This is a genomic window from Azospirillum agricola, assembly GCF_020005195.1.
GTDB lineage: Bacteria > Pseudomonadota > Alphaproteobacteria > Azospirillales > Azospirillaceae > Azospirillum > Azospirillum agricola.
Genome location: NZ_JAIFZR010000002.1, coordinates 854675 through 880766, shown reverse-complemented (window position 1 = coordinate 880766; position 26092 = coordinate 854675). Strand labels below are relative to the sequence as shown.

23 protein-coding genes and 1 pseudogene are annotated in these 26092 nt (G+C 68.5%); 4 read left to right on the top strand and 20 right to left on the bottom strand.

Translation table 11 applies throughout. The features are described 5' to 3' along the window. Nucleotide 1: 1 nt before the first annotated feature. On the top strand, nucleotides 2–913 hold the full coding sequence (locus tag JN22_RS06840; RefSeq protein WP_085553174.1) for an HpcH/HpaI aldolase/citrate lyase family protein: 912 nt from the start codon (nucleotides 2–4) through the stop codon (nucleotides 911–913). A 4-nt stretch (nucleotides 914–917) separates the two neighbouring features. Here the strand turns inward: JN22_RS06840 and JN22_RS06835 are convergent, their stop codons facing one another. From JN22_RS06835 to JN22_RS06740, 20 genes and pseudogenes are all read right to left on the bottom strand, one after another. Beyond that, nucleotides 918–1208, bottom strand: a complete 291-nt coding sequence (locus tag JN22_RS06835) for a molybdopterin dinucleotide binding domain-containing protein (protein ID WP_085553173.1) — start codon at nucleotides 1206–1208, stop codon at nucleotides 918–920. Next, complete coding sequence (locus JN22_RS06830) at nucleotides 1205–1747, bottom strand: molybdopterin-dependent oxidoreductase (RefSeq protein WP_143268167.1); 543 nt, start codon at nucleotides 1745–1747, stop codon at nucleotides 1205–1207. The genes JN22_RS06835 and JN22_RS06830 overlap by 4 nt, the downstream gene beginning before the upstream one ends. Before the next feature lie 13 nt (nucleotides 1748–1760). Then, nucleotides 1761–1880: pseudogene (locus tag JN22_RS35340) on the bottom strand (hypothetical protein); the annotation flags it as partial. Between the two features lie 35 nt (nucleotides 1881–1915). After that, nucleotides 1916–2389 (bottom strand): MaoC/PaaZ C-terminal domain-containing protein, encoded by a 474-nt coding sequence (locus JN22_RS06820; protein WP_085553171.1) that lies wholly within the window; start codon nucleotides 2387–2389, stop codon nucleotides 1916–1918. 3 nt (nucleotides 2390–2392) lie between these two features. Beyond that, entirely contained in the window at nucleotides 2393–3187 is a 795-nt protein-coding gene (locus JN22_RS06815; RefSeq protein ID WP_085553170.1) for a 3-ketoacyl-ACP reductase, read from the bottom strand. Continuing rightward, nucleotides 3187–4842, bottom strand: a complete 1656-nt coding sequence (locus JN22_RS06810; protein ID WP_085553169.1) for a class I adenylate-forming enzyme family protein — start codon at nucleotides 4840–4842, stop codon at nucleotides 3187–3189. Before JN22_RS06810 ends, JN22_RS06815 begins: the two co-directional genes overlap by 1 nt. Nucleotides 4843–4947: 105 nt before the next feature. After that, the gene (locus JN22_RS06805) at nucleotides 4948–5817 is read right to left on the bottom strand and encodes an SDR family oxidoreductase (protein ID WP_085553168.1); all 870 of its coding nucleotides are present in this window, start codon (nucleotides 5815–5817) and stop codon (nucleotides 4948–4950) included. Between the two features lie 82 nt (nucleotides 5818–5899). Beyond that, nucleotides 5900–6937, bottom strand: a complete 1038-nt coding sequence (locus JN22_RS06800) for a phosphotransferase family protein (RefSeq protein WP_085553167.1) — start codon at nucleotides 6935–6937, stop codon at nucleotides 5900–5902. Continuing rightward, the gene (locus tag JN22_RS06795; protein ID WP_085553166.1) at nucleotides 6937–8181 is read right to left on the bottom strand and encodes an acyl-CoA dehydrogenase family protein; all 1245 of its coding nucleotides are present in this window, start codon (nucleotides 8179–8181) and stop codon (nucleotides 6937–6939) included. Before JN22_RS06795 ends, JN22_RS06800 begins: the two co-directional genes overlap by 1 nt. 45 nt (nucleotides 8182–8226) lie before the next feature. After that, complete coding sequence (locus JN22_RS06790; RefSeq protein WP_085553165.1) at nucleotides 8227–9015, bottom strand: SDR family NAD(P)-dependent oxidoreductase; 789 nt, start codon at nucleotides 9013–9015, stop codon at nucleotides 8227–8229. A 33-nt stretch (nucleotides 9016–9048) separates the two neighbouring features. After that, nucleotides 9049–9846, bottom strand: coding sequence for an SDR family NAD(P)-dependent oxidoreductase (locus tag JN22_RS06785; protein WP_085553164.1), 798 nt, complete (start codon nucleotides 9844–9846; stop codon nucleotides 9049–9051). Nucleotides 9847–10077: 231 nt separating this feature from the next. Next, nucleotides 10078–12693: a methyl-accepting chemotaxis protein gene (locus JN22_RS06780; protein WP_085553163.1), complete on the bottom strand. Its 2616-nt coding sequence runs from the start codon at nucleotides 12691–12693 to the stop codon at nucleotides 10078–10080. Nucleotides 12694–12804: 111 nt separating this feature from the next. Next, on the bottom strand, nucleotides 12805–13977 hold the full coding sequence (locus JN22_RS06775) for an acyl-CoA dehydrogenase family protein (protein ID WP_085553162.1): 1173 nt from the start codon (nucleotides 13975–13977) through the stop codon (nucleotides 12805–12807). A gap of 125 nt (nucleotides 13978–14102) precedes the next feature. Further along, nucleotides 14103–14549 (bottom strand): PaaI family thioesterase, encoded by a 447-nt coding sequence (locus JN22_RS06770; protein ID WP_085553161.1) that lies wholly within the window; start codon nucleotides 14547–14549, stop codon nucleotides 14103–14105. A 225-nt stretch (nucleotides 14550–14774) separates the two neighbouring features. Continuing rightward, nucleotides 14775–15323: a MarR family winged helix-turn-helix transcriptional regulator gene (locus JN22_RS06765; protein ID WP_211099586.1), complete on the bottom strand. Its 549-nt coding sequence runs from the start codon at nucleotides 15321–15323 to the stop codon at nucleotides 14775–14777. A 254-nt stretch (nucleotides 15324–15577) separates the two neighbouring features. After that, the gene (locus JN22_RS06760) at nucleotides 15578–16984 is read right to left on the bottom strand and encodes a DcaP family trimeric outer membrane transporter (protein ID WP_143268165.1); all 1407 of its coding nucleotides are present in this window, start codon (nucleotides 16982–16984) and stop codon (nucleotides 15578–15580) included. Nucleotides 16985–17516: 532 nt separating this feature from the next. Next, nucleotides 17517–18449 (bottom strand): BKACE family enzyme, encoded by a 933-nt coding sequence (locus JN22_RS06755; protein WP_085553158.1) that lies wholly within the window; start codon nucleotides 18447–18449, stop codon nucleotides 17517–17519. Between the two features lie 50 nt (nucleotides 18450–18499). After that, entirely contained in the window at nucleotides 18500–19732 is a 1233-nt protein-coding gene (locus tag JN22_RS06750) for an acetyl-CoA hydrolase/transferase C-terminal domain-containing protein (protein WP_085553157.1), read from the bottom strand. A gap of 10 nt (nucleotides 19733–19742) precedes the next feature. Then, complete coding sequence (locus JN22_RS06745; RefSeq protein WP_085553156.1) at nucleotides 19743–20888, bottom strand: acyl-CoA dehydrogenase family protein; 1146 nt, start codon at nucleotides 20886–20888, stop codon at nucleotides 19743–19745. 88 nt (nucleotides 20889–20976) lie between these two features. Beyond that, nucleotides 20977–21411, bottom strand: coding sequence for a VOC family protein (locus JN22_RS06740; RefSeq protein WP_085553155.1), 435 nt, complete (start codon nucleotides 21409–21411; stop codon nucleotides 20977–20979). A gap of 151 nt (nucleotides 21412–21562) precedes the next feature. Between JN22_RS06740 and JN22_RS06735 the strand changes: the two genes are divergently transcribed. The 3 genes from JN22_RS06735 (at nucleotide 21563) to JN22_RS06725 (ending at nucleotide 26072) form a co-directional block, all read left to right on the top strand. Beyond that, nucleotides 21563–23212, top strand: coding sequence for a class I adenylate-forming enzyme family protein (locus JN22_RS06735; protein WP_211099585.1), 1650 nt, complete (start codon nucleotides 21563–21565; stop codon nucleotides 23210–23212). A gap of 269 nt (nucleotides 23213–23481) precedes the next feature. Then, entirely contained in the window at nucleotides 23482–24630 is a 1149-nt protein-coding gene (locus tag JN22_RS06730; protein ID WP_085553154.1) for a 2-hydroxyacyl-CoA dehydratase subunit D, read from the top strand. Nucleotides 24631–24689: 59 nt separating this feature from the next. Next, complete coding sequence (locus tag JN22_RS06725; protein ID WP_085553153.1) at nucleotides 24690–26072, top strand: 2-hydroxyacyl-CoA dehydratase subunit D; 1383 nt, start codon at nucleotides 24690–24692, stop codon at nucleotides 26070–26072. The last annotated feature ends 20 nt before the right edge of the window (nucleotides 26073–26092 follow it).

Here is a 26092-nt window from a genome sequence, read left to right as displayed (position 1 = left end):
GATGACGGATATCCAATCGGAAAAGCCCCTGCGCTCCCTCCTCTTCGTCCCCGGAGACAACGACCGGAAGCTGGCCAAGGGCGAGGACGCCGGCGCCGACGCGCTGATCCTCGACCTGGAGGATTCGGTGGCCCCGGCCCGCAAGGGGCTGGCGCGGACGATGGTGCGGGAGTTCCTGGCCGCAAGGAGCGGCGGCACAAGGAGCGGCGGCCGGGACTCCCAGCTCTGGGTCCGCATCAATCCGCCGGCCGAGGGCGGCCTCGACGATTTGGTCGCGATCGTCCGCGCCGCCCCCGACGGGATCATGGTCCCGAAGGTCGATCATCCGCAGGATCTCGTCCGGATCGCCGACATGCTGGCGGCGCTGGAGAGGCGCGACGGCATCGACCGCCCCATCCGCCTCCTGCCGGTGGTGACGGAGACGCCAGCCGCGCCCTTCGCGCTCGGCGCCTACGCGCAAACGCCGCTGCCGCGCCTGCATGGCCTGACCTGGGGGGCGGAGGATCTGGGCACCGCGCTCGGCGCCTCGACCAACAAGGGGGCGGACGGCCGCTGGGACTTCACCTACCGCATGGTGCGGTCGCTGTGCCTGATGGCGGCGAAGTCCTGCGGCGTGGCGGCGATCGAGACCCTGTTCGCCGATTTCCGCGACGAGGCCGGCCTGCTGGCCGACAGCGCCGCTGCGGCGCGCGAGGGCTTCACCGGCCGCATCGCCATCCATCCCGGACAGGTCGCGGCGATCAACGCGGCCTTCACCCCGTCGGCCGGGGACATCGCCCACGCCCGCCGGGTGCTCGCCGCCTTCGCGGCGGAGCCGGGAACGGCGGTGGTCGGGCTAGACGGCCGGATGCTCGACATCCCGCACCTCAAGCAGGCCCGGCGCGTGCTGGCGCGCGCCGGGCTGCCCGACTGACCGTTTACCCGACCGGATGGAGCGTGACGGGGATGCCGCTCAACCGCGGCATCCCCGTCACCGGGTCGCGGTCGTCGCGGCCGACCAGCCGGGCGACCGACGCCCCTCGTTCCAGCATCCCGGCGTCGCCGTCCGCCAGCAGCCCGCCGAAGCCATGCGTCAGCGACACCGTGCCAGGGCGTAGCGTCTCGTCGGCCTGCACCACGCCGACCACCGCGCCGTGGCGGGAGCGCAGCCCGGCCCGGCCGCCTTCGGCCAGCCCGTGCTTCGCGATGTCAGCGGCTTGAAATTTCATCGGCCAGCGCCCCCGTCGGCAGACCGCTGGCGTTCTGGCGCATCCCGGCCGCCGGCGAAGACGCGAGCCGCCTCCAGCAGGCTGTCGACGGGAACACCGGCGCGGGCGGCGGCGGAGTCGGGCGTGAAGGGCCTTACCGCGTCACGCAGCCGCTCGAACCCCTGCGCATGCGCGGCAAGGAAGGAACGGTCATGCAGCCCCTCGGCGATGATGACGTGGATGATCCCGGCGAGCAGCGCCGGATCCTCCCCGGGTTTCACCGCCAGATGCAGGGCGGCCCGCTTGGCGGTTTCCGTCCGCCGCGGATCGACGACAATCAGCTTCAGCCCGCCGGTCACCGCGTCCTTCAGCCGCTTGGCCGGGTTGTTGGGCGGTGCGCCGTTCGACTTGGAGATGACCGGGTTCCCGCCGACGATCATCCAAACGTCGGAGTCCTCTATTCTCTGGGCGCCGGCCACCCAATTGCCGTGCAGCGCCGTCGAGATGTTGGCGCCGGGCTTGTCGCGTGCCGCTGCCGTCCCCGGCCACCTTGGCGACACGCCCGTCCTTCACCGTCACCTCGATCGGGCAGTAGGCGAGGCAAAGCCGGCAGATGCTGGGGTGGGTGCCATCGCCGAAGGCCGGCTCCGAAGCCGGTCGTGGTCCGTGTTCCGGGGAGATGTCCTCGCGCATGGGCCGGCGCTCCTTTCATCGCCGGTGAGCGCCCGTCAGCTCTCCGGCCGTTTGCGGATCAGGCTGGTGTGTTCGCCCTGCTGCACGACGTCGCCATGCTGGTTGACTAGCTCGATCCGCTCGGTGACGATTCCGGCGTCGGGCCGGCTGCGGCTGTCCCGCAGCCGCACCGCGCACCAGACCGACTGCACGGTGTCGCCGATGCGGATCGGCCCGCGGATCTCCCACTTGTCCCAGCCCAGCGAGGCGAGACCGGTGCCCTGGATGTGGCCGGTGCGGCAAATCAGCCCGTGCGCGATCGCCAGCCCCAGCAGGCCATGGGCGACGCGGCCGCCGAACGGGGTGGAGCGGGCGAACGGCTCGTTGGTGTGAAGCTCGCTGAAATCTCCGGTCAGGCCGGCGAAGGTCGCGATGTCGGCCTCCATCACCGTCCGGGCCGGGGAACGCATGGTCCGGCCGAGCACGAAATCCTCGTACCAGAGCCCGCCGCCGGTCTGATCGTCCGCCATGGCTCAGAAGGTTTTCAGCGGCAGGCCGCCGTCGATGCCGATGGTCTGGCCGACGGCGTAGCTCAACCCGCCGTCGGCCAGGGTGGCGACGGCCCGGCCGATGTCGGACAGCTCGCCCCAGCGCTGCGCCGGCACGAAGCCGTCCGCGATCAGCGCGTCATACTTGCCGCGGGAGCTGTCCGTCATGCTGGTCGCCATCATGCCGGGGCGCACCTCGTAGCAGTCGATGCCCTCGGTGACGAGGCGCACGGCGAACTGCTTGACCATCATCGGCAGCCCGGCCTTGGCGATGCTGTATTCGGCCAGAACCTTGCCGACGACCTGGTCCAGCGCCACCGTGCTGATGGTGACGATCGACCGCCGCCGCCCGCCGGCAAGTTCCGGCCGCGGGTCGCGCAGCATCCGGCGGGCGACCCGCTGGGTCAGGAAGAACTGCGCCCGCAGGTTCACGGCGACGCAGCGGTCGAAGCTCTCCGGCGTCACGTCGAGGATGTCACCGCGCGACAGCACCGAGACGCCGGCGTTGTTCACCAAGCAGTCGAGCCGGCCATGCCGCGCATGGACCCGCTCGACGAAATCCTCCAGCTCCTCCACCCTGCCGATGTCCTGCGCCGCCGGCGACGCCGCGCCGCCCGACGCCGCGATCTCCCCGCAGAGGGAGTAAAGCGCCGGGCTCTCGGTCAGGTCGTTGAGGACGAGATCGAAGCCTTTGGCGGCGAGCGCGCGGGCGATGGCGCCGCCAAGCCCGCCGCCGGCGCCGGTCACCAGGGCGACCGGCCGTTGCGGTGACGACGCCATCAGGCGGCGCCGGCCTGGCTGACCGGCCGGACCCAGGCCTCCGGCTCGATCCGGCCCTCGCGGATCCAGTCCTGCAGGACGTTCTTCTGGACCTTCCCGCTGGGGGTCAGCGGATAGCCGGGGACGATGAACCAGCGCTCCGGCGTCTTCTGCGGCGACAGGTTCGCGCGGCAATAGCGATAGAGCTCGTCGATCGACGGCGGCGCGTCCGGCGTCTTCGGCAGCACGACCGCGGCGACGATCTCGCCCCATTTTTCGTCGGGAAGGCCGATCACGGCGATCTGCGACACCTCGGGATGATTGAACAGCACGTCCTCGATTTCCCGTGGGTAGAGGTTCATGCCGCCGCGGATGATCATCTCCTTCAGCCGGCCGGTGATCCTGAGATAGCCGCGGCTGTCCATCGTCGCGAGGTCGCCGGTGCGCAGCCAGCCGTCGGGCCGCAGCGTGGCCGCGGTCGCCTCCGGCTGGCCGTAATAGCCGGACATGGTCTGGTAGCCGCGCGCCCAGATCTCGCCGACCGTGTCCACCGGCAGCGGCTCCCCGGTCACCGGATCGGCGATCTTCACCTCGACATGCGCCACCGGGCGCCCGATGGTCTCGGTCTGGTCCTCGATCGTGTCGTCGGGCGAGGTGATGATGAAGGGGCCGTTGCTTTCGGTCTGGCCGAACATGATGCAGAGCTGGCAGCCGAAGACGCTCTGCGCCCGCCGCACCAGGGAGGCCGGGACCGTCGCCGCGCCGGACTGGATCAGCCGCAGGCTCGACACGTCCCGTTTGGGAAGGTCGGGATGGTCCATCAGCGCCAGGATCATCGTCGGCACGATCAGCGTCGTCTCGCAGCGCTCGGCCTCGATCAGCTCCAGCATCAGGCCGGGGTCGAAGCCCTGCATCAGCACGAAGGTGCCGCGCAGCGCGAAGGTTCCCAGCTCCTTCACGATGGCGCCGGCGATGTGGAACATCGGCATGGCGTTGATCCACACCCCGCCGTCCCGGCAGCCGGAGCGCAGCGCGATGTAGCGGGCGGCGTTGATCACGCCGCGATGGTGCAGGCAGGCCCCCTTGGGAAAGCCGGTGGTGCCGGAGGTGTACTGGATCTGGATGGTGTCGGTCGGCTTGACCGGCGGCAGAACCCGCGCCGGATCGGCCGAGGCGAGCAGCGCATCGAACTCCGCCATCGCCAGCCTCACCCGCAGCTGCGGCAGCTGCGGTCCCACCTCCTCGACCAGGGCCCGCAAATTCTTGCCGCGCGAGGTCTCCGCAAAGACGATGCCGGCGGCCTCGGAGCTTTTCAGGACGAACGCGAGCTCGCGCGCCGTGTAGGCCGGGTTGATCGGCACCAGCACGAGGCCGGCCAGGCTGGCGCCCTGCTGAAGGATCACCCATTCCGGCGTGTCGGGCGCCAGGATGGCGATGCGTTCGCCGGGCGTGAAATGATTGAGCAGCCCGCGCGCCGCCCGTTCGGCGACCTCGACGAGTTGCCGGTAGGTCCAGCGCCGCCGCTTGGCCGGATCGGCGGCCCCCTCCACCAGCGCCAGCCGGTCGGGAACCTCCGCCGCGTTCCGGCGCATCAGATCGCCGAGCGTGGTGTCCAGCAGTTCCTGCGACGTGTCCGGGACCCAATGGGACAGCGTCAGTGTGCGCCTTTCTTCCATGTGTTCCTCCCCCGTTTTCGGGTCCGCCCGAAAACCGCCGGACGGCCCGTCGTTTGTTTTTCGCTCGCCGCTTCCCCTGCCCGGCCCGCAACGGGCCGGGCGCCGTCACTCCCCCTTGACCAGCACGTCCGGCAGCTTGGACCGATGGAATCCTTCGAAGGGACGGCTGTTCTTGTGCTCCTGGAGGTTCCAGGTGGTGCGCGCGTTCGGCGTGCCGCCATCGACCCGGATGCAGCTTCCCGTTATGTAGGCGGCGGCCGGGCCCAGCAGATAGACGATGGCCGCCGACACCTCCGCCTCGGTGCCGAAGCGCTGCAACGGAACCTTGTTGGTGAAGTCGAACAGGCGCTTGCGCATGTCCGGCGTGTAGGTGTCGAAGCCGCTCGACGCGATGCCGCCCGGCGCCACCGCGTTCACCCGCACCCCCGAGGCCGACCATTCGCAGGCCGCCGTCTCGGTCAGCGTCAGCATGCCGCCGCGCGCGGCGCCGGAATGGGCGAATTCCGGCCAGCCGTTCCAGATGTCGGCGATGATGTTGACGATGGCGCCGCCGTTCGCGTTCATCCAGCGGTTGTAGGCTTCGCGCATGAAGATGAAGCCGCCGGTCAGGTTGTTGCGTACCACCGCCTCGAAGCCCTTGGTGGTGATGGTGTGCATCGCCGTGCGGTACTGGCCGCCGGCGTTGTTGACCAGCCCGTCGATGCGGCCGTATTTCGCCAGCACGGCGTCGATGACGCCGACCACCATCGTCTCCTCGCGGATGTCGCAGACCTGGATCGTGACCTCGCCGCCGTCCTCGCGGATCTCGGCTTCGACGGTGGCCAGCTTCTCCGGGTTGCGGCCGACGATCACGACGTTGGCGCCCAGCGCCGCCAGCTCATGCGCGGTGCAGCGGCCGATCCCGCTGCCGCCGCCGGTGACGATGACGGTCTGCCCCTCGAACAGGCCGGGCTTGTAGACGGATTGGTATGGCATCGATGGCTCCCTGGGGCGCCGCCTCTCCGGTGGCGGCTTGTTGACAAGTCCCGGCGCGACGAGGCAGCGCCGAACGCGCGGTTCATCCTTCCCGTTCGATCAGCTCGATCCCGCGCCGGGCGTAGGCCAGCGCCAGCCGGGCGCCGACCTCGGCCGCGCCGTCGTTGACGGCGTTGCCGCCCCGGCCCCGCGCCGCGATCCCGGCGCTGCCGACGGCGGCGCGGAACATCGCGAAGGCCTTGTGGAAGGCGGTCAGCCGCTCCGGCGAGCCGGCCTCGCGGTAATAGCCGTCGAGATAGTCCTCCTCCGGCGGGATGCCGAGCGCGGCGAGGTCGAGGCCGCGGATGCCGCCATTCTCGTCCGGCGCCAGCAGCCACGCCTGGGTGTTGAAGCCGACGTCGACCAGCGGGTGGCCGAGCGTCGACAGCTCCCAGTCGAGCACGCCGACGACCCGCGGCTCAGTCGGGTGGAACATCAGGTTGGCGATGCGGAAATCGCCGTGGCACAGCGTCAGCGCCTCGCTGTCGGGGATGCGGGCGGCGAGCCAGCCGATCAGCCTATCGACATGCGGGTTCCCGCCGTCGTCGTAGCGCTCCCACAGCTCCGACCAGCGCTTCAGCTGGCGGGCGAAGTAATTGCCCGGCCGGCCGTAATCGGCCAACCCCGCCGCGCGCCAGTCGAAGCGGTGCATCGCCGCCATCACCCGCCCCATCGACAGGAAACAGGCCCGGCGTTCCGCCGGATCCAGCCCCGGCAGGGCGTAGGCGTCGAACACCCGGCCCGACAGCCGCTCCATCAGGTAGAAGGGCGTGTCGAGGATGTCGGTGTCGGCGTGGTAGAGGATCGGGCGCGGCACCGGCACGGCGGAGCCGTGCAGCGCGCTCATCACCCGGAATTCGCGGTCGATGGCGTGGGCGGACTTCACCAGGACCGAGCCCGGCTGCTTGCGCAGAACGGCCGACCAGCCCCCGGCCTCCAGGAAGAAGGTCGGGTTCGACATCCCGCCAGCGGTCCGCGTGATGGCGATCGCCCCCACGATCTCCGGGAACCGCCGGCGCAGGAAGCCGTCCAGCCGGGCGACGCCTGCCTCGCCGCCCAGATCGGCGGCGGCGTCGCCCATCACTGCGCGCCCTTCTGACCGAAGCCGAAGAGATATTGGGCGACGCGGCGAAGCTGGATTTCCTCCGATCCCTCGGTGATGCGGTAGCGGCGGTGGTGGCGGTAGATGTGCTCGAAGGGCAGCGCGCGGGTGTAGCCCATGCCGCCATGGATCTGCATCGCCCGGTCCGCCGCCTCGCAGGCCAGCCGGTTCGCCCGGAAATTGCAGATCGCCACCTGGTCGCTGATCTCGATCGGGTCGCGGCGGTCCATCTCCCAGGCGGTGCGGAACAGGTAGTTGCGCAGCATCTCGCATTCCGCGTGCAGCTCGACCAGCGGAAACTGGATGCCCTGCTTGCCGGCCAGCGGTTCGCCGAACACCTTGCGGGATTTCGCGTAGGCCGCCGCCTGGGCGATGCAGTAGCGCGCCGCCCCGGCGCTGGCCGCCGCCTGCCGGATGCGGTTCTCGTGCACGAAGCGCTGCGCCACCATCAGCCCCTCGCCCTCCTTGTGGAGGATGGCGCTGTCGGGCACGCGGACATTCTCCAGCCCGACCTCCGGATGGTCGCTCGGCATGTTGAAGGTCCAATGGTTGAAGAGGATCCTCACGCCCGGCGTGTCCATCGGCACGATGAAGGCGGTGATGCCGCGCGCGTCGCCCGCCTTGCCCGAGGTGCGCGCGAAGACCAGATTCGCCGCCGCCCGGTAGACCTGGCTGTTGAACCGCTTCACTCCGTTGATGATCCAGCCGTCGCCGTCGCGCCGGGCCGTGGTCTCCAGCCAGGTCGCGTCGCTGCCGTGCTCCGGCTCGGTCAGCGCGAAGGCGAGATGCATCTCGCGCGTGATGATCCCCTCGATGTAGCGTTTCTGCTCGGCCGTGCCGTAGGCGTTGAGGATGGGGACGATCGGGTAGTTGCCGACGATCGAGGATTCGTCCTGCAGGTCGTTGTGCAGCCCCAGCCCCTTGGCGGCGAGATGCTCGCGGATCGCCGCGATGGCGAGGTTGGACCCCGCCTGCCCGCCGCATTCCACCGGCAGCCCGAAGCGGAGATGGCCGGCCCGGTCGGCCCGCCGCTCCATCTCGGCGATCAGGGCGTTCCATTCGTCGCGCGGCGTGCCGTCGCGTTCCCAGTCGGTGCGGGCGTTCTCGCGCCGGTGGTCGAAGAACCGCATGTTCTCGCGCTCCAGCGGCTTGATCTCCGCCTCGATGAACGCGTCCAGTTCGGCAAGCTTCGCCCGGATCGGCGAAGGAAGTTCGAAATCCATCTGATTGCCCCGATTGTCGTGCCGCGCGGCCGGAGGCCGGGCGGGCTAGAGGACGAACCGCCCGTAGGGATGGGTGCTGCTGATGCCGCCGTCGGCGGCGATGAGCTGGCCGTCGACATAGGCGGCGTCGTCGCTGGCGAGGAAGGCGGCCACCGCCGCGATCTCCTCGACCCGGCCCGGACGCTTCATCAGGGTCAGCGCCCCCAGCTTGGCTTCCGACCCCTTGGCGCGGGCGTAGTCGAAGGTGGCGCGGGTCAGGCCGGTCTCGGTCAGCCCCGGAAGCACGGCGTTCACCCGCACGCCGGTGCCGGCGAAGGCCGCCGCCGCCCCCATGGTCAGGCTGTTGACCCCGGCCTTCGCCGCCCCGTAGGCCAGCGTCCCGCCGTTGGCGCGCAGCGAGCCGGTGGAGGAGTTCAGCACGATCGAGCCGTGCCCCTGCGCCACCATGTGCCGGCCGGCGTGCTTGACCGCCAGGAAGGCGCTGACGACGTTGTCGCGGAACTGGGTCTCCCAGGCCTCGACCGTCTGGTCGAAGAGCGGCACGGTGCGGTCGGTGTTGCCGGCGTTGGCGAAGAAAATCTCCAGCCCGCCCAGCCGTTCGACGCAGACGGCGACCGCCGCCGCGACCTCCTCCTCCTTCGTCGCGTCGGCGATGAAATGCCCGGCGACGCCGCCGGCCTCGCGGACGAGGGCGGCGGTCTCGGCGATCGTCGCCTCCGTGCGGCCGACCGCCAGGACGGACGCGCCCTCGGCGGCGAATCGCAGCGCGCTCGCCCGGCCGATGCCCGAGCCGGCCCCGGTGATGATGGCGCGGCGGCCTTCCAGTCGTTTCATGGGAACGGTCCTTGTTCAGGCTATGGAGGGTCGTCAGGCGGCGGAGATGCCGCCGTTGACGCTGATGGCCTGGCCGGTCAGCTTGGCGGCCTGCGGGCCGGCGAGGAAGACGATCAGCGCCGCGAGGTCGTCGGGCTGGACGACGCCGAGCTGCGCCATCTTGATCGCCTTGCCGAACAACTTGCCGGAGAAGGCGTCGTTCATCACCTTGCCATAGGTGATGGTGCCCTCGATGATCGACGGGGTGATGACGTTGACCCGGATGCCGTCGCGCTTGCCCTCGATCGCCAGCGTGCGCGTGAACATGATGATGCCGGCCATCGCCGCGCCCAGCACCGATTCGCCGGGGGTGGCGACCTTTCCGGCGTCCGAGGCGATGTTGATGATCGCCCCGCCGCCGCGCTCCCGCATCCAGGGCACGACCACGCGGCTGGTCAGCAGCGGCGCCATCATCTGCTTGGTGACCATCAGGGGAATCTCGTCCAGCGGGATGTCGTGGAAGAGGGTGGGACCGTAGGGGCCGACGGTGGAGTTCACCAGCGCGTCGACGCTGCCCAGCCGCGCTCGGGCGGCTTCGCAGACCTCGGCCGCCTGGGCGGGGTCGTTGCAGTCACCGGCCAGGAATTCGACCTGGGCTTCGGGAGCGTGGGCGAGCACGGCGGCGCGGGCCTTCGCGCCGCGGGCGGCGTCGCGCCCGTTGATGCCGATCCGGGTCACCCCGGCCTGGGCGAACTGGATGGCGGTGGCCAGCCCGACACCCGACGTGCCACCGGTGATCAGCACGCCGCAGTCCGCCAGGGGAAGGGGTTTGCGGGTGGGCGCCTCGGTCATGACGGAACTCCGTAAGGGGACAGGATGATGGGATGAACAATAATACGGTAGCGTACGATACGCAATATGACTCTTCGCTTCCTACATGATCTACTGCACACACAAGTATGTTGGCGCAGGGACGGCGGCGCTGCCCAGCGCCATTCCGACAGGGCGGCTCCGCTCAGGCTGCGTGGATCGAAAAGCCGTTGGGAATCAGGCCGGCGGGCGGTGGGGCGGGCTCGGCCCGCCTCAGCCCGCGCGGATCTGGCGCAGGACGCTGTCGATGTCCTGGCGCATGGTTTCCGCCTGCTGCGACAGCTCGGCCGACGCGCCCAGCACCTGGCCGGCGACGGTGCCGGTCCGGCCGGCGGCGGTCGACACCGTCTCCATGGTGCGGAAAAGCGCGTTGGTGCCGACCGCGGCCTGCTCAACGTTGCGGGCGATCTCCCGCGTGCCGGCGTCCTGCTCGTCCACGGCGGCGGCGATGCCGGTGGAGATGTCGTTGATGGTGGCGATGCTGCCGACGATGCGGCGGATGGCGTTCGCGGCCTCGGCCGTCACGCCCTGGATCGACTGGATCCGCTGGGAGATCTGTTCGGTGGCCTTGGCGGTCTGGCTGGCCAGATTCTTGACCTCGCTCGCCACCACGGCGAACCCCTTGCCGGCCTCGCCCGCGCGGGCCGCCTCGATGGTGGCGTTCAACGCCAGCAGATTGGTCTGACTGGCGATCGCGCTGATCAGCTCGACCACCTTGCCGATCTCGGCGGCCGCCGTCTGAAGGGTCTGGACGGTGGCGTCGGTGTGCCCCGCCTCACGCGCCGCCTCGCCAGCGAAGCGCGCCGATTCGCCGACCCGCCGCCCGATCTCGGCGATCGCGGCGGACAGCTGGTGGGCGGCGGCCGAGATGGTTTCCACGTTGCTGCGGGTCTGGTCGGCGGTGACGGCGGCTTCCGACGCCTCGGTCCGGTTCTGCTCGGCGGATTGGGTCATCTCGCCGGCCATCGCGTGCATCTCGTCCGCCCGCGACGACAGGACGCCGACGACGCCCTTGATGCTGCGTTCCAACTGGTCGGCCAGCGCCAGCGTCAGGCCGCGGCGCTCCTCGGCGGCGCGGAGCCGTTCGGCCTCGGCGCGGGCGTTGGCGGCCTCGACCGCACGCGCGGTGTCGCGGAAGACCGTCAGCGCCCGCGCCATCTCGCCGATCTCGTCGGCGCCCGCGGTGTGAATGGCGTGATCGAGGCGGCCGCCGGCGACCGCGCGCATTGCCTCGGCCAATCCGGTCAGCCGGGCCACGATGTGCCGGCCGACGACCAGCCAGACGATCAGGATCGACGCGGCGACACTGACGCCGGCCAGCCCGGTCAGCCAGGCCCGGCCCTGCCGGACGGCATCGCCGGCTTCGGCCGAAGCCCGGTCGGCGTGCTCGCCGGCCAGCCGGACCAGGGTCGTCGCCGCGTCGCTCAGCCGGCCGGCCGATTGCGCGTTGGCGGCGAGCAGCCGGTGCCCCTCCTCGACCGCCGTCAACTGGGCACTCCGGATCGCAAAGATCCCGCTTCCGCCCATGCCGTGTTCCAGCAAGGCCCGGCCGCGCTCTACCAGTTCGGCGTTGCCGGCGGCGAGAACCGCCAAGCGCTTCTGGAAACCGGCGGCCGTGATGCCGTAAGCCTTCTCAAGCGCGGCCACGGCGGCCAGCGTCGGCGCCGTGCCGGCCTGGTTGAGCTGGCCGGCGAGCCGATTGCCGTCGGCGGCAAGTTCCAACAGCGTGCGCAGCGACGCCAGATCCCGCTCCACCTCCGTCAGCTGGTCGGCGGCGTTCATCTTCAGGTTCAGCGTCTCGATACTGAAGGTGGCGCGCGTCTGGATCAGGATCTTCTGAAGCGTCTCGAGCAGCAGGCTTTCCCCCTCCGCCGCCCGGGCCACCGCCTTGGCGAGCCGGTCCGACAGGGCGGCGCGCTCCTCGGCCGGAACGCCGGGGGACAGGATGCGGGTCTTCCAATCGAACAGGTTGGTCGGCGCTGCGGCGAGGGTCGCCAGGGCGTCGATCTGGTCGGGGAGGTCGGGCCAGTTCTCCTTGTCCTCCAGCGTCCGCGCGCTGGCCGCCACCTTGTCGGTCTCGGCAAGGAAGTCGGACATGCGCGTGCTGACCGCGTTCCGGTCGGTTTCCTGCACCAGCCCGCGGATGGCGCTTCCCATGACCTGGACCGCGGTGTTCGTCTCGAACGCCGTCGCCAACCGGACGCTGGTGTCGTCGCGCAGATGGTCGGCCGTCGTCGCGATGACGCTCTTCAACCCGGCGGTCGAGGTCTCCAGCACCGCCGACTTCCGCTCCACCAACGGGCCGATCACCGCCAGCAGGCTGCGGTGCGCCTCGTCCACGGCGGCGAGCACCCGGTCGCCCCGCTCCACCGCGCCGATCCGCGCCTGGACCGAGGCGTCGAGGCGCGCGAGGTTGCCGAACATGGCGTCGGCCTCCGCCGTCACGCTTTCCAGCACCGCCGCCGGCGCGCCGAGGCGGCCGGCCTCGCCGGCCAGCGCGTCGAGCCGCTTGCGCTTGCCCGACAGTTCCCCGTTCAGCGCGACGCGGTCGGCCGAACTTGCCGCCGCCGCCAGCGACGGCGCCAGCGCCACGACCCCGGCGCTTTCCACGGCGAGGCCCTGCGCCGCCGAAAGGCTCGGCATGCCTTGCCCGGTGACCTCCCACAGGCGCTGGCCGATGGTGTCGTAGGACAGCCAGCCGACCCCCGCGCCCAGCACCGAGATGGCCGAGATGGCCCCCACGGAGACCAGGAGCTTCCGGCCAATCCCGAAGCCGCGCCCTGCCGTCCGCGGGCTGGAAGCCTCCACCCGCACGCCCGTGCTGCTCATATTTTCCCCTCCCTTGCCGCGGCCCTTCGAGGCGATCCCGACGATCGTCACTGCCGGGCGGGAGCCGGACCGCTGTTCTCCGCGGGCCTTCCGGTGCCCGGCCGCCGCCGTTCAGAGGCTGCGCGCGATCAGCACCTTCATGATCTCGTTGGTGCCGCCGTAGATCCGCTGCACGCGGGAATCGCGGAACATCCGGGCGATCGGGTATTCGTTCATGTAGCCGTAGCCGCCATGCAGTTGCAGGCATTCGTCGGCGATCTTGAATTGCAGGTCGGTCGACAGATACTTGGCCATCGAGGCCAGGGTCGGGGTCAGCCGCCCGGCCAGATGCTCGCCCACGCAATGGTTGACGAAGACCTTCATCATCGTCGCCTCGGATTTCAGCTCCGCCAGCTTGAACTGGGTGTTCTGATGGTCGAGCACCGGACGGCCGAAGACCGTGCGCTCCTTGACATAGTCGATGGTGGCGGCCAGCGCCCGCTCGATCATCGCCATCGCCTGGTTGGCGATCAGCAGCCGCTCCTGCGGGAGCTGCCCCATGAGCTGGTAGAAGCCCCGCCCCTCCTCCAGCCCCAGCAGATTCGCGGTGGGAACCCGCACGTCGTTGAAGAACAGTTCGGACGTGTCGTTGGCGTGGACGCCGATCTTGTCGAGGTTGCGGCCGCGCTCGAATCCCTCGGCCTCGTCGGTCTCGACGATCATCAGGGAGGTGCCCTTCGCCCCGGCCGACGGATCGGTCTTGGCGACGACGATGATCAGGTTCGCGTGCTGGCCGTTGGTGATGAAGGTCTTGGAACCGGAGATCACGTAATGGTTGCCGTCCCGGCGCGCGGTCGTCCGCACCCCCTGGAGATCGGATCCGGCGCAGGGCTCCGTCATCGCGATGGCGCCGATCAGCTCGCCGGTGGCCATGCGCGGCAGCCAGCGCCGCTTCTGCTCCTCGGTGCCGCAATGCAGGATGTAGGGGGCGGCGATGGCGTTGTGCAGCGGCAGGCCGAAGCCGTCCGCCCCGGTGTTGCCCAGCGCCTCGGCGATCGCTGCGTCATGCGCGTGGCTGCCGCCGGCGCCGCCATAGGCCTCCGGGATCTGCGCGCACAGCAGGCCCGCCTCGCCGGCCTTGGTCCACAGGGCGCGGTCGACCTTCCCCTGCTCCTCGTAGCGGGCGTAGTTCGGCATGATCTCGGCCGTGCTGAACCGCTCCGTCATCTCCCGAAGCAGGGCGACGTCGTCGGTCCACCAGGACGGCCGGGGAAGGTCGAGCACGGAATCGGGGGGCGTCGGCATGCGTTCATTCCTTGGATGTTTTCGGCGTGATCGGCCTGATTCCAGGCGGTGACACCCTCCTCCCGCCGGGAAACGGCACCGGGGCCGGACCCGGAGGAAATTAATACACTAGCGTACTATTTTCGTCAAGCCGCCACGCCGCGCGTCCGCTTGACCATGGCGTCGGCGGCCAGGACCGCCTCGCCGCCGACACGGCACTCCCCGCGGATGAACAGAAGCGTGCGGGTCTGCCGCAGGATGTCCGCGCTGGAAACGACGAACGCGCCCGGATGGGCCATCTGCATGAATTGCGCGTTGAGCTGGATCGTCGCCAGCGCCGCGTCGTTGCCGACCAGCCGGTAGCAGGTCTCCCCCAGCGCGTGATCGAACAGCGCCACCAGCATCCCGCCATGGACGGTGCCGTTGCGGTTGAGGTGCTTTTCCTCGGCGACGAAGCCGAATTCCTCCTTCCCGCCGATCGCCCGCCGCCAGATCTGGCCGATCTGGCTGACGAAGCGGTTGTTGGGATCACGCTGCCAGCCATGGTCGGCCGGATCGAAACGCATCGGGGATTCCTTGGCCGGACCGGTCATGCCGCCTTGCTCCGAAAGACAATGGGACGTGATTTGAAAGATAAATCATATAGCGAATCATACGCTAGCGTATTTAATGCGCCCGAGCAACCCATGCGGGCCGTGCCGGCCGCCGCGGATCCCACGCGCGCGCCAGGAAACGGTCAGGCGGTGCGGGACACCCGCGGGTCCGAATCAGGCTTCCCCGTCAGGCCCGGCAACCGGGCCTGGAGCCGGTGTCGTCCGTCAATCGCCCAACGCCACGCGGGCGCGCGGCTGGCCGGCCGTTTTCGCGGCCTTCCTGCGGGGCGCCGGCTTGGCGGCCGGCGGTTCGGCCTCGTCCTCCGGCGAAAACTGCTTGGTGCCTTCCAGCAGGTTGTGCTTCATGATCCGCAGGGTTTCCGTCGTCACGTCCAGATGCTCGCGCGGGATTCCCTCCAGGATGCAGTGGTTGAACTCGCTGCTCTTCTCGCGCAGGGTCTCGATCAGCGCCTTGCTTTGCGCCGTCAGCACGACGCGCTTCACCCGCCGGTCGTTCGGATCGAGGGTGCGCTCCACGAAGCCGCCCTCCTCCAACCGGTCGACCAGCGCGCCCAGCGCGACCTTGCCGACGTCCAGCTCCAGCGCGAGTTCGGTCTGCGGCATGCCGTCGTTGCGCGACAGGAAGGCCAGCACCCACCATTGCGAACGCGTGATCCCAAGCGGACTCAGCCACTTGTCGAAAAGCGTGCGCCGCAACCGCGAAACATCGTGGATGAGATACCCAAGCCGCAGATCCCAGTCCAAGTCAGCCATGCCCTGTCTCTTCCCAATCGCGATGAAAACCGCTGCAACGGTGCGGTTCACCTCTTTACCGTACATCAGCTTACGATTCAAATCATCACCTGCTTGCTCCCACGCCTCCTCACGGATTGTTTTTCCCCGCCCCTTCGGTCACGCCAAGGTTGCCCGCCATCGGTTCCGGACGCCATCAACAGGAAAAACCGGAGGCGATCCCGCCTCCGGGTAAGTCTGCCTCTGCCAGGAAGCGAAGTGCCGGACGAGCCCGCTCAGAAGCCGTACTGGGCGCTGAACAGGACGCGGCTGGCGGTGCCCTTGTTGGACAGGGTGGCCGTGCTCGGCGTGTTCACCTTGCGATCGGCGTAGATGTACTCGAGGCCCAGGTTGGCGCGCGGGATCGGGCTCCAGACGATGTTGGCGTGCAGCGTGTCGGTATAGTCGGTCAGGCCGCTGACCGCGGAACCGCCGGAGGTCGCCGACGGGTTGTGCACCTGGTTCCGGCCGGCCACCAGGGTCGACCGCAGCTCGTCCGTCCAGTAATGCTGGTAGCCCAGCGCGGCCCCCCAGGTCATCTGGGTCTTCAGCGCGCCGCTGCTGTCGACATAGCCGGCGTCGCCGCCGGTGCCGAGGCCCAGGATGTAGCGGCCCATGCCGGGGCCGGCGGACGCCGAATAGATCACCGAATCCTTGCCGATGGTGTTCAGGCGGCCCATGACGCCGAGGCCGCCGGCAAAGGTCGAATCCTTGCCGACGATGCCGTTGACCGCGGTCCCGCCGCGATTGTCGAAGCTCAGATAGCGCAGCAGGGCCGATCCGGACAGGCGCCCCCAACTGCCGGCGATCGTGTAGCGGGCGATCAGGTCGGGCCATTTGTCGATGTGGATCGTCGGATCGACCGAGGTTCCGGCCACGAAGGCGTCATGCTGCGACTGGAAGAAGTCGCCTTCCGGATTCTCGATGGCCAGCGCCAGCGAACCGCCGGCCAGTTGCGTCGTGTAGCGGAGCTGCCCCTGGCGGATGCCCTGCGGAAGCCCGACCGGCCCGCCGAAATCCAGGGTCTCGGGCGCCGACAGCGGGTCGTAGAAGGTCGTCCAGGTCTGGCCGGCGAGCACCGGGCCAAGCTCGCCATAGGCGTGGCGCAGGCGGAAGGACGCCGAATTGGTGATCGCCTCGTTGCCGCCGACCCCCCAGAAATCCCCCTCGACGAAGGTGTTGAAGGTGCCCCACCCCGTCGGGGTCTGCGTCTGGACATTGACCCGCGACTGCCGGGCCGACGCGGTGAACTGGCCGGTGCGCTTGGAGGCGGCCGACCCTTCCACCGGCACCAGCGCGGTGACCGAAGCGCTGCCGCCCATTTTGCCCTTGATGTCCTTCATCACGTCGAGCTTGGCGTAGCCGCCGATCTTGACCGAGGTGTCGGTGCCCGGGATTTTGAAGGAGTTCGGCAGATCCCCCTTGGTGACGACCGTGTCGGGCGACAGCGGGGCGGGGGCCGCCGCCTGCTTCGCCTCGATCGCGGTCTGCTGGGATTGAAGCTGGGTGTTCTGCGTCTTGAGCTGCACCACCTCCTTCTGCAGGGATTCGATCTTGCGCGACAACTCGCGCATCTGCCGCAGCACTTCCGGATCGGTGGCGGCCATCGCCGCGCCGGAAAGCAGGGTCAGGACGGATGTCACGGTTGCCGTTTTGCAAAGTTTCTTGATCATTTTCCCCCCGTTCGACCTGTTGGGTCACCGCGAAAATTCGCAAAACAATGGAGAAAATTAATATTTTAAAAATTTTCCAATACATGAATATTCACTTGCAGAACTACGTCTTGCCGCAGCAATCCGCTGGTTTGTTCTTTCGATTTGACGAAGAGCCGGCCTGCATCCGAAATCGTCAGCAGCAAACCTCCATCGCCCTCTCCGCGAAAGCGGGCGGACGGAAAGCTTCGAACCGTGTGTCCGTCGGCATTACAAATGCAGGCAGCCATAAGCTGCGCGGCAGCGCCGCGCTCATGAGCGCACTCCACCAAGGAGGGTCAGGCGAATCGTTGATAGGACGGATTATAGTTCTATAGCGTACGATACGCAATATCACTTTTCCCCGCCCCGGAAAATACCCCGCCTTTCGGCGGAGAGGGCCAGCGAAGGATCGGGCGGGCCAGGGGCGGGACAAGAGGGGCCGGGGGGGAGAAGGCCGGGGCGTCCAGCCCCGGCGGGATCGTCAGAACGCGACCCGATCGGCGCCCTTGGTCGCCAGCATGCGGCGGGCCTCGTCCGGCGTGGCGATCGGCAGCGACAGCTCCTCCAGGATGCGGCGGATCTTCGCCACCTGGTCGGCGTTCGACGGCGCAAGCTGGCCACGGCCGAGATACAGGTTGTCCTCCAGCCCGACGCGGACATTCCCGCCGAGGATCGCCCCCATGGTGACGAAGGGAAACTGGTGGCGCCCGGCGGCCAGGACGGACAGGAAATAGTCGTTTCCGAACAGCCGGTCGGCGGTCGCCTTCATGTGCATCAGGTTCTCCGCGTCGGCGCCGACGCCGCCGAGAATGCCGAAGATCGCCTGCACGAAGAAGGGCGGCTCGACCAGTTTGCGGTCGGCGAAATGGGCGAGGTTGTAGAGATGGCCAACGTCGTAGCACTCGAACTCGAAACGGGTGCCGAGCGCCGTCAGCTCGGTCATCCCGCGCTCGATCTGGGCGAAGGTGTTCGACAGGATGAAGTCCTTCGTCATCTCCAGATAGGGCCGCTCCCAGTCATGCTTGAAGCTCTGGATGCGGTCGCCCGCCGACGCGATGTTGAAGTTGAACGACCCCATGTTCATCGAGGCGATCTCGGGCTGCGCCCATTTGGCGGGGGCCAGCCGTTCCTCCAGCGTCATCCCCAGGCCACCGCCGGTGGTGATGTTGACGATGCCGTCGCAGCCATCCTTGATGGCCGGCAGGAATTGCTTGAACAGGGCCGGATCCTGCGACGGGCGCCCGGTCTCGGGAACGCGGGCGTGGAGGTGCAGCACCGCCGCCCCCGCCTTGCAGGCGTCGATGGCGGCGGTGGCGATCTCGTCCGGCGTCACCGGCAGATAGGGCGACATGCTCGGCGTGTGGATCGAGCCGGTGATGGCGCAGCTTATGATGACCTTGTCGGCGCGTTTCATGGTTGGTTTCCTCCTGGTTTTCCGTTAAAGGCGTTTTTTCGGACCGGCTGTCACAGCCGCGCCAGCGTCTCCGCCAGGGCGGCGGCCAGCGATTCGCAATGCTGGGGGGCGGCCACCTGCAGGATGCGCCGGGCGCGCGCCGCCATGTCGAGGCCGCGCAGGTCGGCGGCGCCGTGCTCGGTGACGATGACGTCGATGTCGTGCCGCGGCAGCGATGCGGGGCCGTCGAGCCGCGGCACGATCCGCGACACCGACTCCCGGCCCGCCACCGAGGGCAGCGCCACGATGCTGATCCCGTCCGGGGCGATGGCGGCGGCGCGGGCGAAATCCGCGGCGCCGCCGACCCCGCTGATCATGCGGCCGTCAAGCATCTCCAGATTCGCCTGCCCCAGCAGATCGACGCTGACCGCCGAATTGACCGCGACGAAGCGGGGCAACGCGGCCAGCCGCGCCGCGGCGTGGGTGGTGTCGCAGCCGGCCACCCGGACGTCGGGCCGGTCGGCCAGCCAGCGGTAGAAATCCGGCGACCCCAGGGCGACGCAGGCGGTGTGCGGCGCGCCGCCGGCAAGGCAGCCGCGCTCCGCCAGCAGCCGCGCCCCGTCCGACAGCAGGCCCGAGAACAGCCGCAGCCCCCGGCGATCCTCCAGCCGCCGCATCAACGCGTCCGGCACCTTGCCGAGCCCCACCTGGAGGGTGGCGCCGTCCGGCACGAAGAGCGCGATCCGCCCGGCGATCACCGCCGCCTGATCGGACGGCGCCCCGACATCGTAGCCGCGCAGCGGCGCATCCTGCTCCACCCACGCCGCGAAGCCGGACAGCGGCAGCGAGACCGACCCCGGCAGCGCCGGGATCCGCGGGTTGACGACCGCCAGCACCCGGCGGGACCGCCGGACCGCCAACTCGGTGAACTCGACCGACGGGCCGAGCGAGCAGCGCCCCTCAGCGTCGGGCGGCGCGACATGCACGACGGTCGCGTCGAACGGCGGGCAGGATCCCAGATGCTTGACGAAACCGCCGTAGGAGAGCGGCAGCTGGCGGAAGACGCCGCGCGCCCGGACCTCCGGCGTCTGCGGATGGGCGAACAGCCCGGTGAAGCGCGACCCGTCCGGCAGACGGTCGAGCGGAACCGGGTTGATCCCCGGAACAGCGCTCGACAGGATGTCGAGCGGCGGGGCGCCGGGGGCGCAGAGCGCCTCCAGCAGCCCGGCCGGCTCGCCCGCCGATCCGGGAAGAAAGACGCGCCCGCCGGGCGTCAGCCGGTCCAGCAGCGTGGTCAAGCTCATGATGGATTCCTCAGACGAAGTCGCGGCCGAACAGATCGCGGGCGACGATGATCTTCATGATGTGCGGCGTGCCGTCGGCGATCTCCTGGCCGATGACGTCGCGCAGCCTCTGCTCCACCGGGAAATCCTTGGTGTAGCCGTAATGCCCGTGGAGGATCAGGCAGTCGTGGACGGCGTCGGCGGCGATGACCGGCACCTGCATCTTGCACATCGCCGATTCCCGCGTGTGCGGCAGCCCCTGATCGCGCAGCCAGAGCGTGCGGTAGCAGAACCAGCGCGCCATCTCCATCTTCGCCGACCATTCCGCCAGCGGGAAGGACACCCCCTGGTTGGTCGACAGCGGCCGCCCGAACGCCTGCCGCTGCTTGAGATAATCGACCGTCTCTTCGACCGTCGCCTGCGCCGCCCCCAGGCACATCAGGCCGATCAGGGCGCGGGTGTAGTCGAAGGTCTGCATCACGCGGGAAAACCCGCCATTCTCCGGCCCGATGAGATTCCCGGCCGGGACTTCGACATCCTCCAGGAACAGCGATCCCCGGACGATCCCGCGGGCGCCCATGTCGGAATAGGGATGCCGCGTGATCCCCGGCCGGTCCAGCGGCACCAGGAAGGCGGACACCCCTTTCGCTCCCGCCGCCGGGTCGGTCTTGGCGAAGACAATCGCGGCGTCGCCGACCATCAGCAGCGTGACACCCGACTTCTCGCCGTTCAGCACATAGGAATCGCCCCGGCGCACCGCCTGCGTCCGGATGGCGGCGGCGTCCGATCCGCAATGCGGCTCGGTCAGGCAGACGCACAGCACCGTCTCGCCCGACGCCATCGCCGGCAGCCAGGTGTCCTTGACCGCGGGGGAGGCGAATTTGCCGAGGATGTCGCCGGCGAAGCAGCTGTTCAGGATGCCGTAGCAGCAGTTGAAATCGCCGCGCGCGATCTCCTCGATCACCAGCCCGGCGGTGACACAGTCGGCCTCCTGCCCCCCCTGGTCCACCGGAACGCGCAGGCCCAGCACGCCGAGCGCGCCCATCTTCAGCCACTGCTCGCGCGGGAATTCGTCGTTGCGGTCCCAATGGGTGTATTTCGGCAAAAGCTCGGCCCGCGCGAAGGCGCGCATCGAATCCTGGACCATCCTCTGTTCGTCGGAGAACGAGAAATCCACCGGAGCCCTCCCCCGGCCCGCCGGATTCCGGCCGGGCTCGTTATTTGTTTGCTTATGTACAGTACGCTATAATACGATTTTCGCGGATTCAAGCGTCATGCGCCGGCCTGGCGCCGGCCCGGCTCCGCACGAAGCGCGCGACCTCGCCCTTCGGGCACAGCTCGATCACCGTGCCGTGCGCGTCCTTCTTCAGCACCCATCCGCGGCGCAGCGGCAGATTCTCCGTCGCCGGCTGGTCGAACACCCGAACTCCCTGGCTGCGGAAATGAGCCAGCGCCTCATCCAGGTCGGCGACCTCCAGCGCGACGACGACGTCGCCATGGACCAGATCGCCAAGCCCCGAGAACTCGACGAGTTCGATGATCGTGCCCTCCCCGCCGGGATCGAAGAAGGCGCAGCGGATCCGCAGTTCGGGGACATCCTTGAGGACCGGTGTGCCGAGTCCGGCTGTCCGGCCGTAGAAGGCGATCGCCTCCTCCAGGTTCCCCACGATAATGCCGATATGGTCGAGCGTGTTGGTCATCGCGGCTCCTCCCACCGGCCATCGCCCGGTCAGGGCGGATGGCGTCGAAATATGTTCACCCGGCAATCAGTGCGCTAGCATACGATATGCTATGCGTGCTATTAGGTCAATTCAAGCGGAACAGCCGCGCACGAGCCGGGAGTGACTGCATTTGCTTGCCGCACCTTCTTATCGCCAGCGCCAGCTGACCGAATCGCACTGGCCCGCCGACCAATCGCGCCCCCTGCTGGACTGGACGCTGGGCGACGCGCTGCGCCACGCCGCAGCCACCGTGCCGGACCGGATGGCGCTGGTCGAGGGCCGCGCCGACCGCAAGGAGGGCCGGCGCTGGACCTATGCCGGGCTTCTCGCCGAATCGGAGCGGGTGGCCGCCGCCCTGCTGACCCGGTTCCGGCCGGGCGAGCGCGTCGCCTTCTGGGCCGACAATGTCCCGGAATGGCTGCTCGCCTTCTACGGCTGCGCCCTGGCCGGCATCGTGCTGGTCACCGTCAACCCGGCCTACAAGGCGCGCGAGATGCGCTACGTGCTGGAAAAGTCGGAAGCGGCCGGCCTCTTCCTGCTGGACGGCTACCGCGGCTACGACATGCCGGCGGCGGTGGCGGACGTGCGCGACACCCTGCCCGCGCTGCGTCATGTGATCCGCATCGCCGACTTCGCGGATTTCGCCGCAGCGGGAACCCTGGCCGCACCCACGCCGCTGCCGGCGGTGACGCCGCTCGATCCCTGCGTCATCATGTTCACCTCCGGCACCACCGGCGCCCAGAAGGGGGTGATGTTCCACCACAGGGGCGTGCTCAACATGTCCCTGTTCACGCAGGAACGCGGCGGGCTTGCCGAGGGCGGGGTCTTCGTCAACCCGATGCCGATGTTCCACATCGGTGCGCTCGGCCATGCCGGAGTCGGCGCGGTCGCCCGCCGGGCGACGCATGTGCTGGCCGCAGAGTGGGAGCCGACGCTGTTCATGTCCCTCGTCGCGCGCGAGGGCGGCACCTACTCCCTGCTGGTCCCGACGATGATCGAGGCGATCCTCGCCCATCCGGACCGGCCGGCCCACGACCTTTCGACGCTGCGCAACCTCACCTCCGGCGCGTCGGTGGTGGAGGCCAGCCTGATCCGCCGGGCCAACAGCGAGCTGGGCTGCACCATCTGCAACATCTACGGCCAGACCGAGATGCAGGGGGTCATCACCGGCGTCCATCCCGGCGACGGGGCGGACGACAAGGCCGGAACGATCGGCCGGCCGATGCCGCAGGTCGAGGTCAAGATCGCCGACCCGGAGAGCGGGGCCGTGCTTCCGCTCGGCAGCCAGGGCGAGATCTGGATGCGCGGCTACCAGACGATGCTCGGTTACTTCAACATGCCCGAGGAAACGGCCAAGACGCTGCGGCCCGACGGCTGGCTGCGCTCCGGCGACCTCGGCTCGATGGACGAACGCGGCTTTCTGCGCATCACCGGCCGGATCAAGGACATGATCATCCGCGGCGGCGAGAACATCTACCCGCGCGAGATCGAGGAACTGCTGATCGAACACCCGAAGATCGCCCAGGTCGCCGTGGTCGGCGCCCCGGATCCCTATTGGGGCGAGCAGGTCTGCGCCGTGATCCAGCCGCAGGCGGAGGATGATCCGCCGGACGCCGCCGAACTCTTCGCCTTCTGCCGCTCCCAGCTGGCCGCCTACAAGGCGCCGCGGCTCTGGTACATCGTCAAGGAGCTTCCCCACACCGAAACCGGCAAGCTGCAGAAGTTCAAGCTGGTGGAGGCGATCCGGCAGGGCGCGCTGTCCCCGCCGATCAAGACCTGATGGCACGGCCATTAGTGAGCGTGACTCATTATATCCGTTTCCATGGCGCCTCCGATACCCGATGCCCTTCTTGGGAATCGACGCAGTTTTCTGAAATTGTCTGCGTAATAACAGTGATCTAATAGGAAGCGAGAGCGTGCCGGCGGGCGCCGGAACCTGGCCCGCCCGCGCGTCTTGACTTGTTGAGTTTAACTCCATACTGTCTCCAAGACAGCTTCATGCCGGCGGATTGCCGAGGGCTCGGCCGGTTCGTCGAGAGGAAACGCCCCATGCAACAGATTCTGGAAATCTTCGAGACGGCGGCGGCTCACCCGCACGAGCAGGCGCGGGCCTGGAAGCAGGAAACCGGCGGCCGGGTGATCGGCATCTTCCCGATGCATTTCCCCGGCGAACTCGCCCACGCCGCCGGCGCCCTGCCGGTGATCATCCAGGAGGACGACCAGCCGATCACCGTCGGGCTCAGCAGCGTCTTCAATTTCTACTGCGGCTACAACCGCAGCGTCGTCGACCAGGCGATGCGCGGCGAATTCGCCTTTCTCGACGCGATCCTGTTCGGCGATCACTGCGTCCAACTTCTCGGCACCGCGGACGTGCTGCGCGACCATATGCCGGCGACGCCGATCCTGTTCAACCAGTTGATCACGACGCTAAGCGCGCCCTGGGCGATGGAGGAGACGCGGAAGACCTTCCGCCAGCTTTGGACGGAGCTGGAGGCGCTGATCGGCCGCCCGATCCCCGAGGAGGATGTCCGGGCCAGCATCCGGCTGTTCAACCGCAACCGCAGCCTGATCCGGCGGATCTACGAGATGCGCCGCTCCGGCCGGATCGCGCTGACGGGCCGGCAGCTCCAGCACATCGTGAAATCGAGCATGGTGATGGACAAGGCCCGCCACACCGCGCTGCTGGAAACCCTGCTGGAGCAGGTCGCCGACGCCCCGGCCCCCGAGCGGGCCATCCGTGTCTATCTCTCCGGGCATCTGTGCCAGGCGCCGAAGCTGGAAATCCTCGACCTCGTCGAACAATGCGGCGGGGTGGTGGTCGACGACGATCTCTACCATGGTTTCCGCTACATCTCGACGGACATCGCGGAGGAGGGGCCGCCGCTCGACGCGCTGGCGAACTGGTATCTTCAGCGCAACAAGCGGGTTCCCTGCCCGACCCGGGCCGACAAGACCACCGACTGGGAGACCTTCCTGCTCGGCGCCGTCAAGACATCCCAGGCAGCGGGGCTGATCATCCTGATGGCGAAATTCTGCGAACCCCACATGTATTTCTATCCGGAGATCAAGGAAGCGTTCGAGCGGCAGGGAATCCCGTACCTGCTGGTCGAGACCGAGCATGAATCCATGGCGATGGAATCGCTCAAGACCCGCATGGAAACCTTCTTCGAAGTCGCAAAACGGCGGATCGCCGCCTGATCCGGAGCCGGTCCGATCAATCCGGCCCCCTGCCCCAATCCAATCCGAGAGGACAGAGCATGCAGATCACCGCCGACCGGAGTTCCTCTCCGACCCCACCCCTGTCAGCCAGCCCGGCCTTCGGCAACGGCCTGCGTGCCAACCGGCTGAAGACCACCAAGCAGGGTGGCAAGCTCGTCAACGACTACTGGACGGACCTGTTCGCGGCGAAGGAGGATGGCCGCAAGGTCGTCTGGTACAACGGTACCTACATCCCGCCCTTCTTCCACGCCCACGACGTCGCCTGGGTGCATGGCGAAGCGTGGTCGGCCTATCTCGCCGCCAAGCATGGCGAAATTCCGGCCCAGCAGGCGGGCGAAGCGCGCGGCTACGACCGAGAGCTTTGCTCTTATGCCCGCACGCACATCGGCCAAGCGCTGATCGACATGCGCAACGTCGCGGAGGGCAAGCTCGGCATGGCGCCGGATGATCCTCGCGCCCTGACCATGGCGAAGCTGCCGCCGCCGGACATGTTCATCAACGCCTATCCCTATTGCAGCTCCGGCCAGCAATGGGACGACATCATCTACCGGCTGTATGGGAAGCGCATCCCGATCTTCAACGTCTCGATCCCGCTGTTGTGGGGTGGCCGTCCCGACGCCGGCTACCTGCGTGGCCAGGAATGGGACGAGCGGTCGCAGTATGTCGCCCGCCAGCTGCGCGCCATGACCGAATTCCTGGAGGAGCACACCGGCCGCAAATACGACTGGGACCGGCTGCGCGAGGTGATGGGATTCATCAAGCAGGCGGCGACCCTGCGGCTGGAGGCGATGGATCTCTGCACGGCGCGGCCGGCGCCGGCCAGCTTCTTCGACTGGATCGTCTCGATCGCTCATGTCAACTTCCTGCCCGGCACGCAGGCCATCGTCGATTATTTCCAGGCGGTGAAGGACGAGATCCAGCAGCGCATCGCCAACGGCGAAGGCGCCGTTCCGAACGAGAAATACCGGCTGTTCTTCGACGGCATGATGAACTGGAACAAGGTCGGCTGGCTGGCCGACAAATTCGCCGCGGTCGACGCCACCGTGGTGGCCGGGCGCTACACCCACATGTCCTTCTGGCAGGAGCCCGATCTGGTCGACCTGAAGGATCCGGTGCTGGGCATGGCGCAGAACTATCTGATCTGCCCCAACAATCACGGGGCCCCGATCATGATCGGCGAAATCAACAAGCTGTGCGACAAGTTCGGCATCGACGGCATGGTGATGCACGCGTCGCGCACTTGCCGCGGCATGACCAATTCGCAGTTCCTGATCGCGGATTCGGCCAAGCGCAACGGCCGGCAGGCGCTGTTCTTCGAAGGCGACGTCGCGGACGAATCCTTCTACAAGGACGAGCTGCTCAACACCCGCCTCGAAGCCATGATCGAGTCGATGGAGGCCCGGAGACTCCAGGCCGCATGAGCGGGTGGGCAGGCGCGCCG

Coding starts and splice junctions, on each gene's coding strand:
- JN22_RS06840 (WP_085553174.1), top strand. CDS start 2: ATGACGGATATCCAATCGGAAAAGCCCCTGCGCTCCCTCCTCTTCGTC.
- JN22_RS06835 (WP_085553173.1), bottom strand. CDS start 1,208: ATGAAATTTCAAGCCGCTGACATCGCGAAGCACGGGCTGGCCGAAGGC.
- JN22_RS06820 (WP_085553171.1), bottom strand. CDS start 2,389: ATGGCGGACGATCAGACCGGCGGCGGGCTCTGGTACGAGGATTTCGTG.
- JN22_RS06815 (WP_085553170.1), bottom strand. CDS start 3,187: ATGGCGTCGTCACCGCAACGGCCGGTCGCCCTGGTGACCGGCGCCGGC.
- JN22_RS06810 (WP_085553169.1), bottom strand. CDS start 4,842: ATGGAAGAAAGGCGCACACTGACGCTGTCCCATTGGGTCCCGGACACG.
- JN22_RS06805 (WP_085553168.1), bottom strand. CDS start 5,817: ATGCCATACCAATCCGTCTACAAGCCCGGCCTGTTCGAGGGGCAGACC.
- JN22_RS06800 (WP_085553167.1), bottom strand. CDS start 6,937: ATGGGCGACGCCGCCGCCGATCTGGGCGGCGAGGCAGGCGTCGCCCGG.
- JN22_RS06795 (WP_085553166.1), bottom strand. CDS start 8,181: ATGGATTTCGAACTTCCTTCGCCGATCCGGGCGAAGCTTGCCGAACTG.
- JN22_RS06790 (WP_085553165.1), bottom strand. CDS start 9,015: ATGAAACGACTGGAAGGCCGCCGCGCCATCATCACCGGGGCCGGCTCG.
- JN22_RS06785 (WP_085553164.1), bottom strand. CDS start 9,846: ATGACCGAGGCGCCCACCCGCAAACCCCTTCCCCTGGCGGACTGCGGC.
- JN22_RS06780 (WP_085553163.1), bottom strand. CDS start 12,693: ATGAGCAGCACGGGCGTGCGGGTGGAGGCTTCCAGCCCGCGGACGGCA.
- JN22_RS06775 (WP_085553162.1), bottom strand. CDS start 13,977: ATGCCGACGCCCCCCGATTCCGTGCTCGACCTTCCCCGGCCGTCCTGG.
- JN22_RS06770 (WP_085553161.1), bottom strand. CDS start 14,549: ATGACCGGTCCGGCCAAGGAATCCCCGATGCGTTTCGATCCGGCCGAC.
- JN22_RS06765 (WP_211099586.1), bottom strand. CDS start 15,323: ATGGCTGACTTGGACTGGGATCTGCGGCTTGGGTATCTCATCCACGAT.
- JN22_RS06755 (WP_085553158.1), bottom strand. CDS start 18,449: ATGAAACGCGCCGACAAGGTCATCATAAGCTGCGCCATCACCGGCTCG.
- JN22_RS06750 (WP_085553157.1), bottom strand. CDS start 19,732: ATGAGCTTGACCACGCTGCTGGACCGGCTGACGCCCGGCGGGCGCGTC.
- JN22_RS06740 (WP_085553155.1), bottom strand. CDS start 21,411: ATGACCAACACGCTCGACCATATCGGCATTATCGTGGGGAACCTGGAG.
- JN22_RS06730 (WP_085553154.1), top strand. CDS start 23,482: ATGCAACAGATTCTGGAAATCTTCGAGACGGCGGCGGCTCACCCGCAC.
- JN22_RS06725 (WP_085553153.1), top strand. CDS start 24,690: ATGCAGATCACCGCCGACCGGAGTTCCTCTCCGACCCCACCCCTGTCA.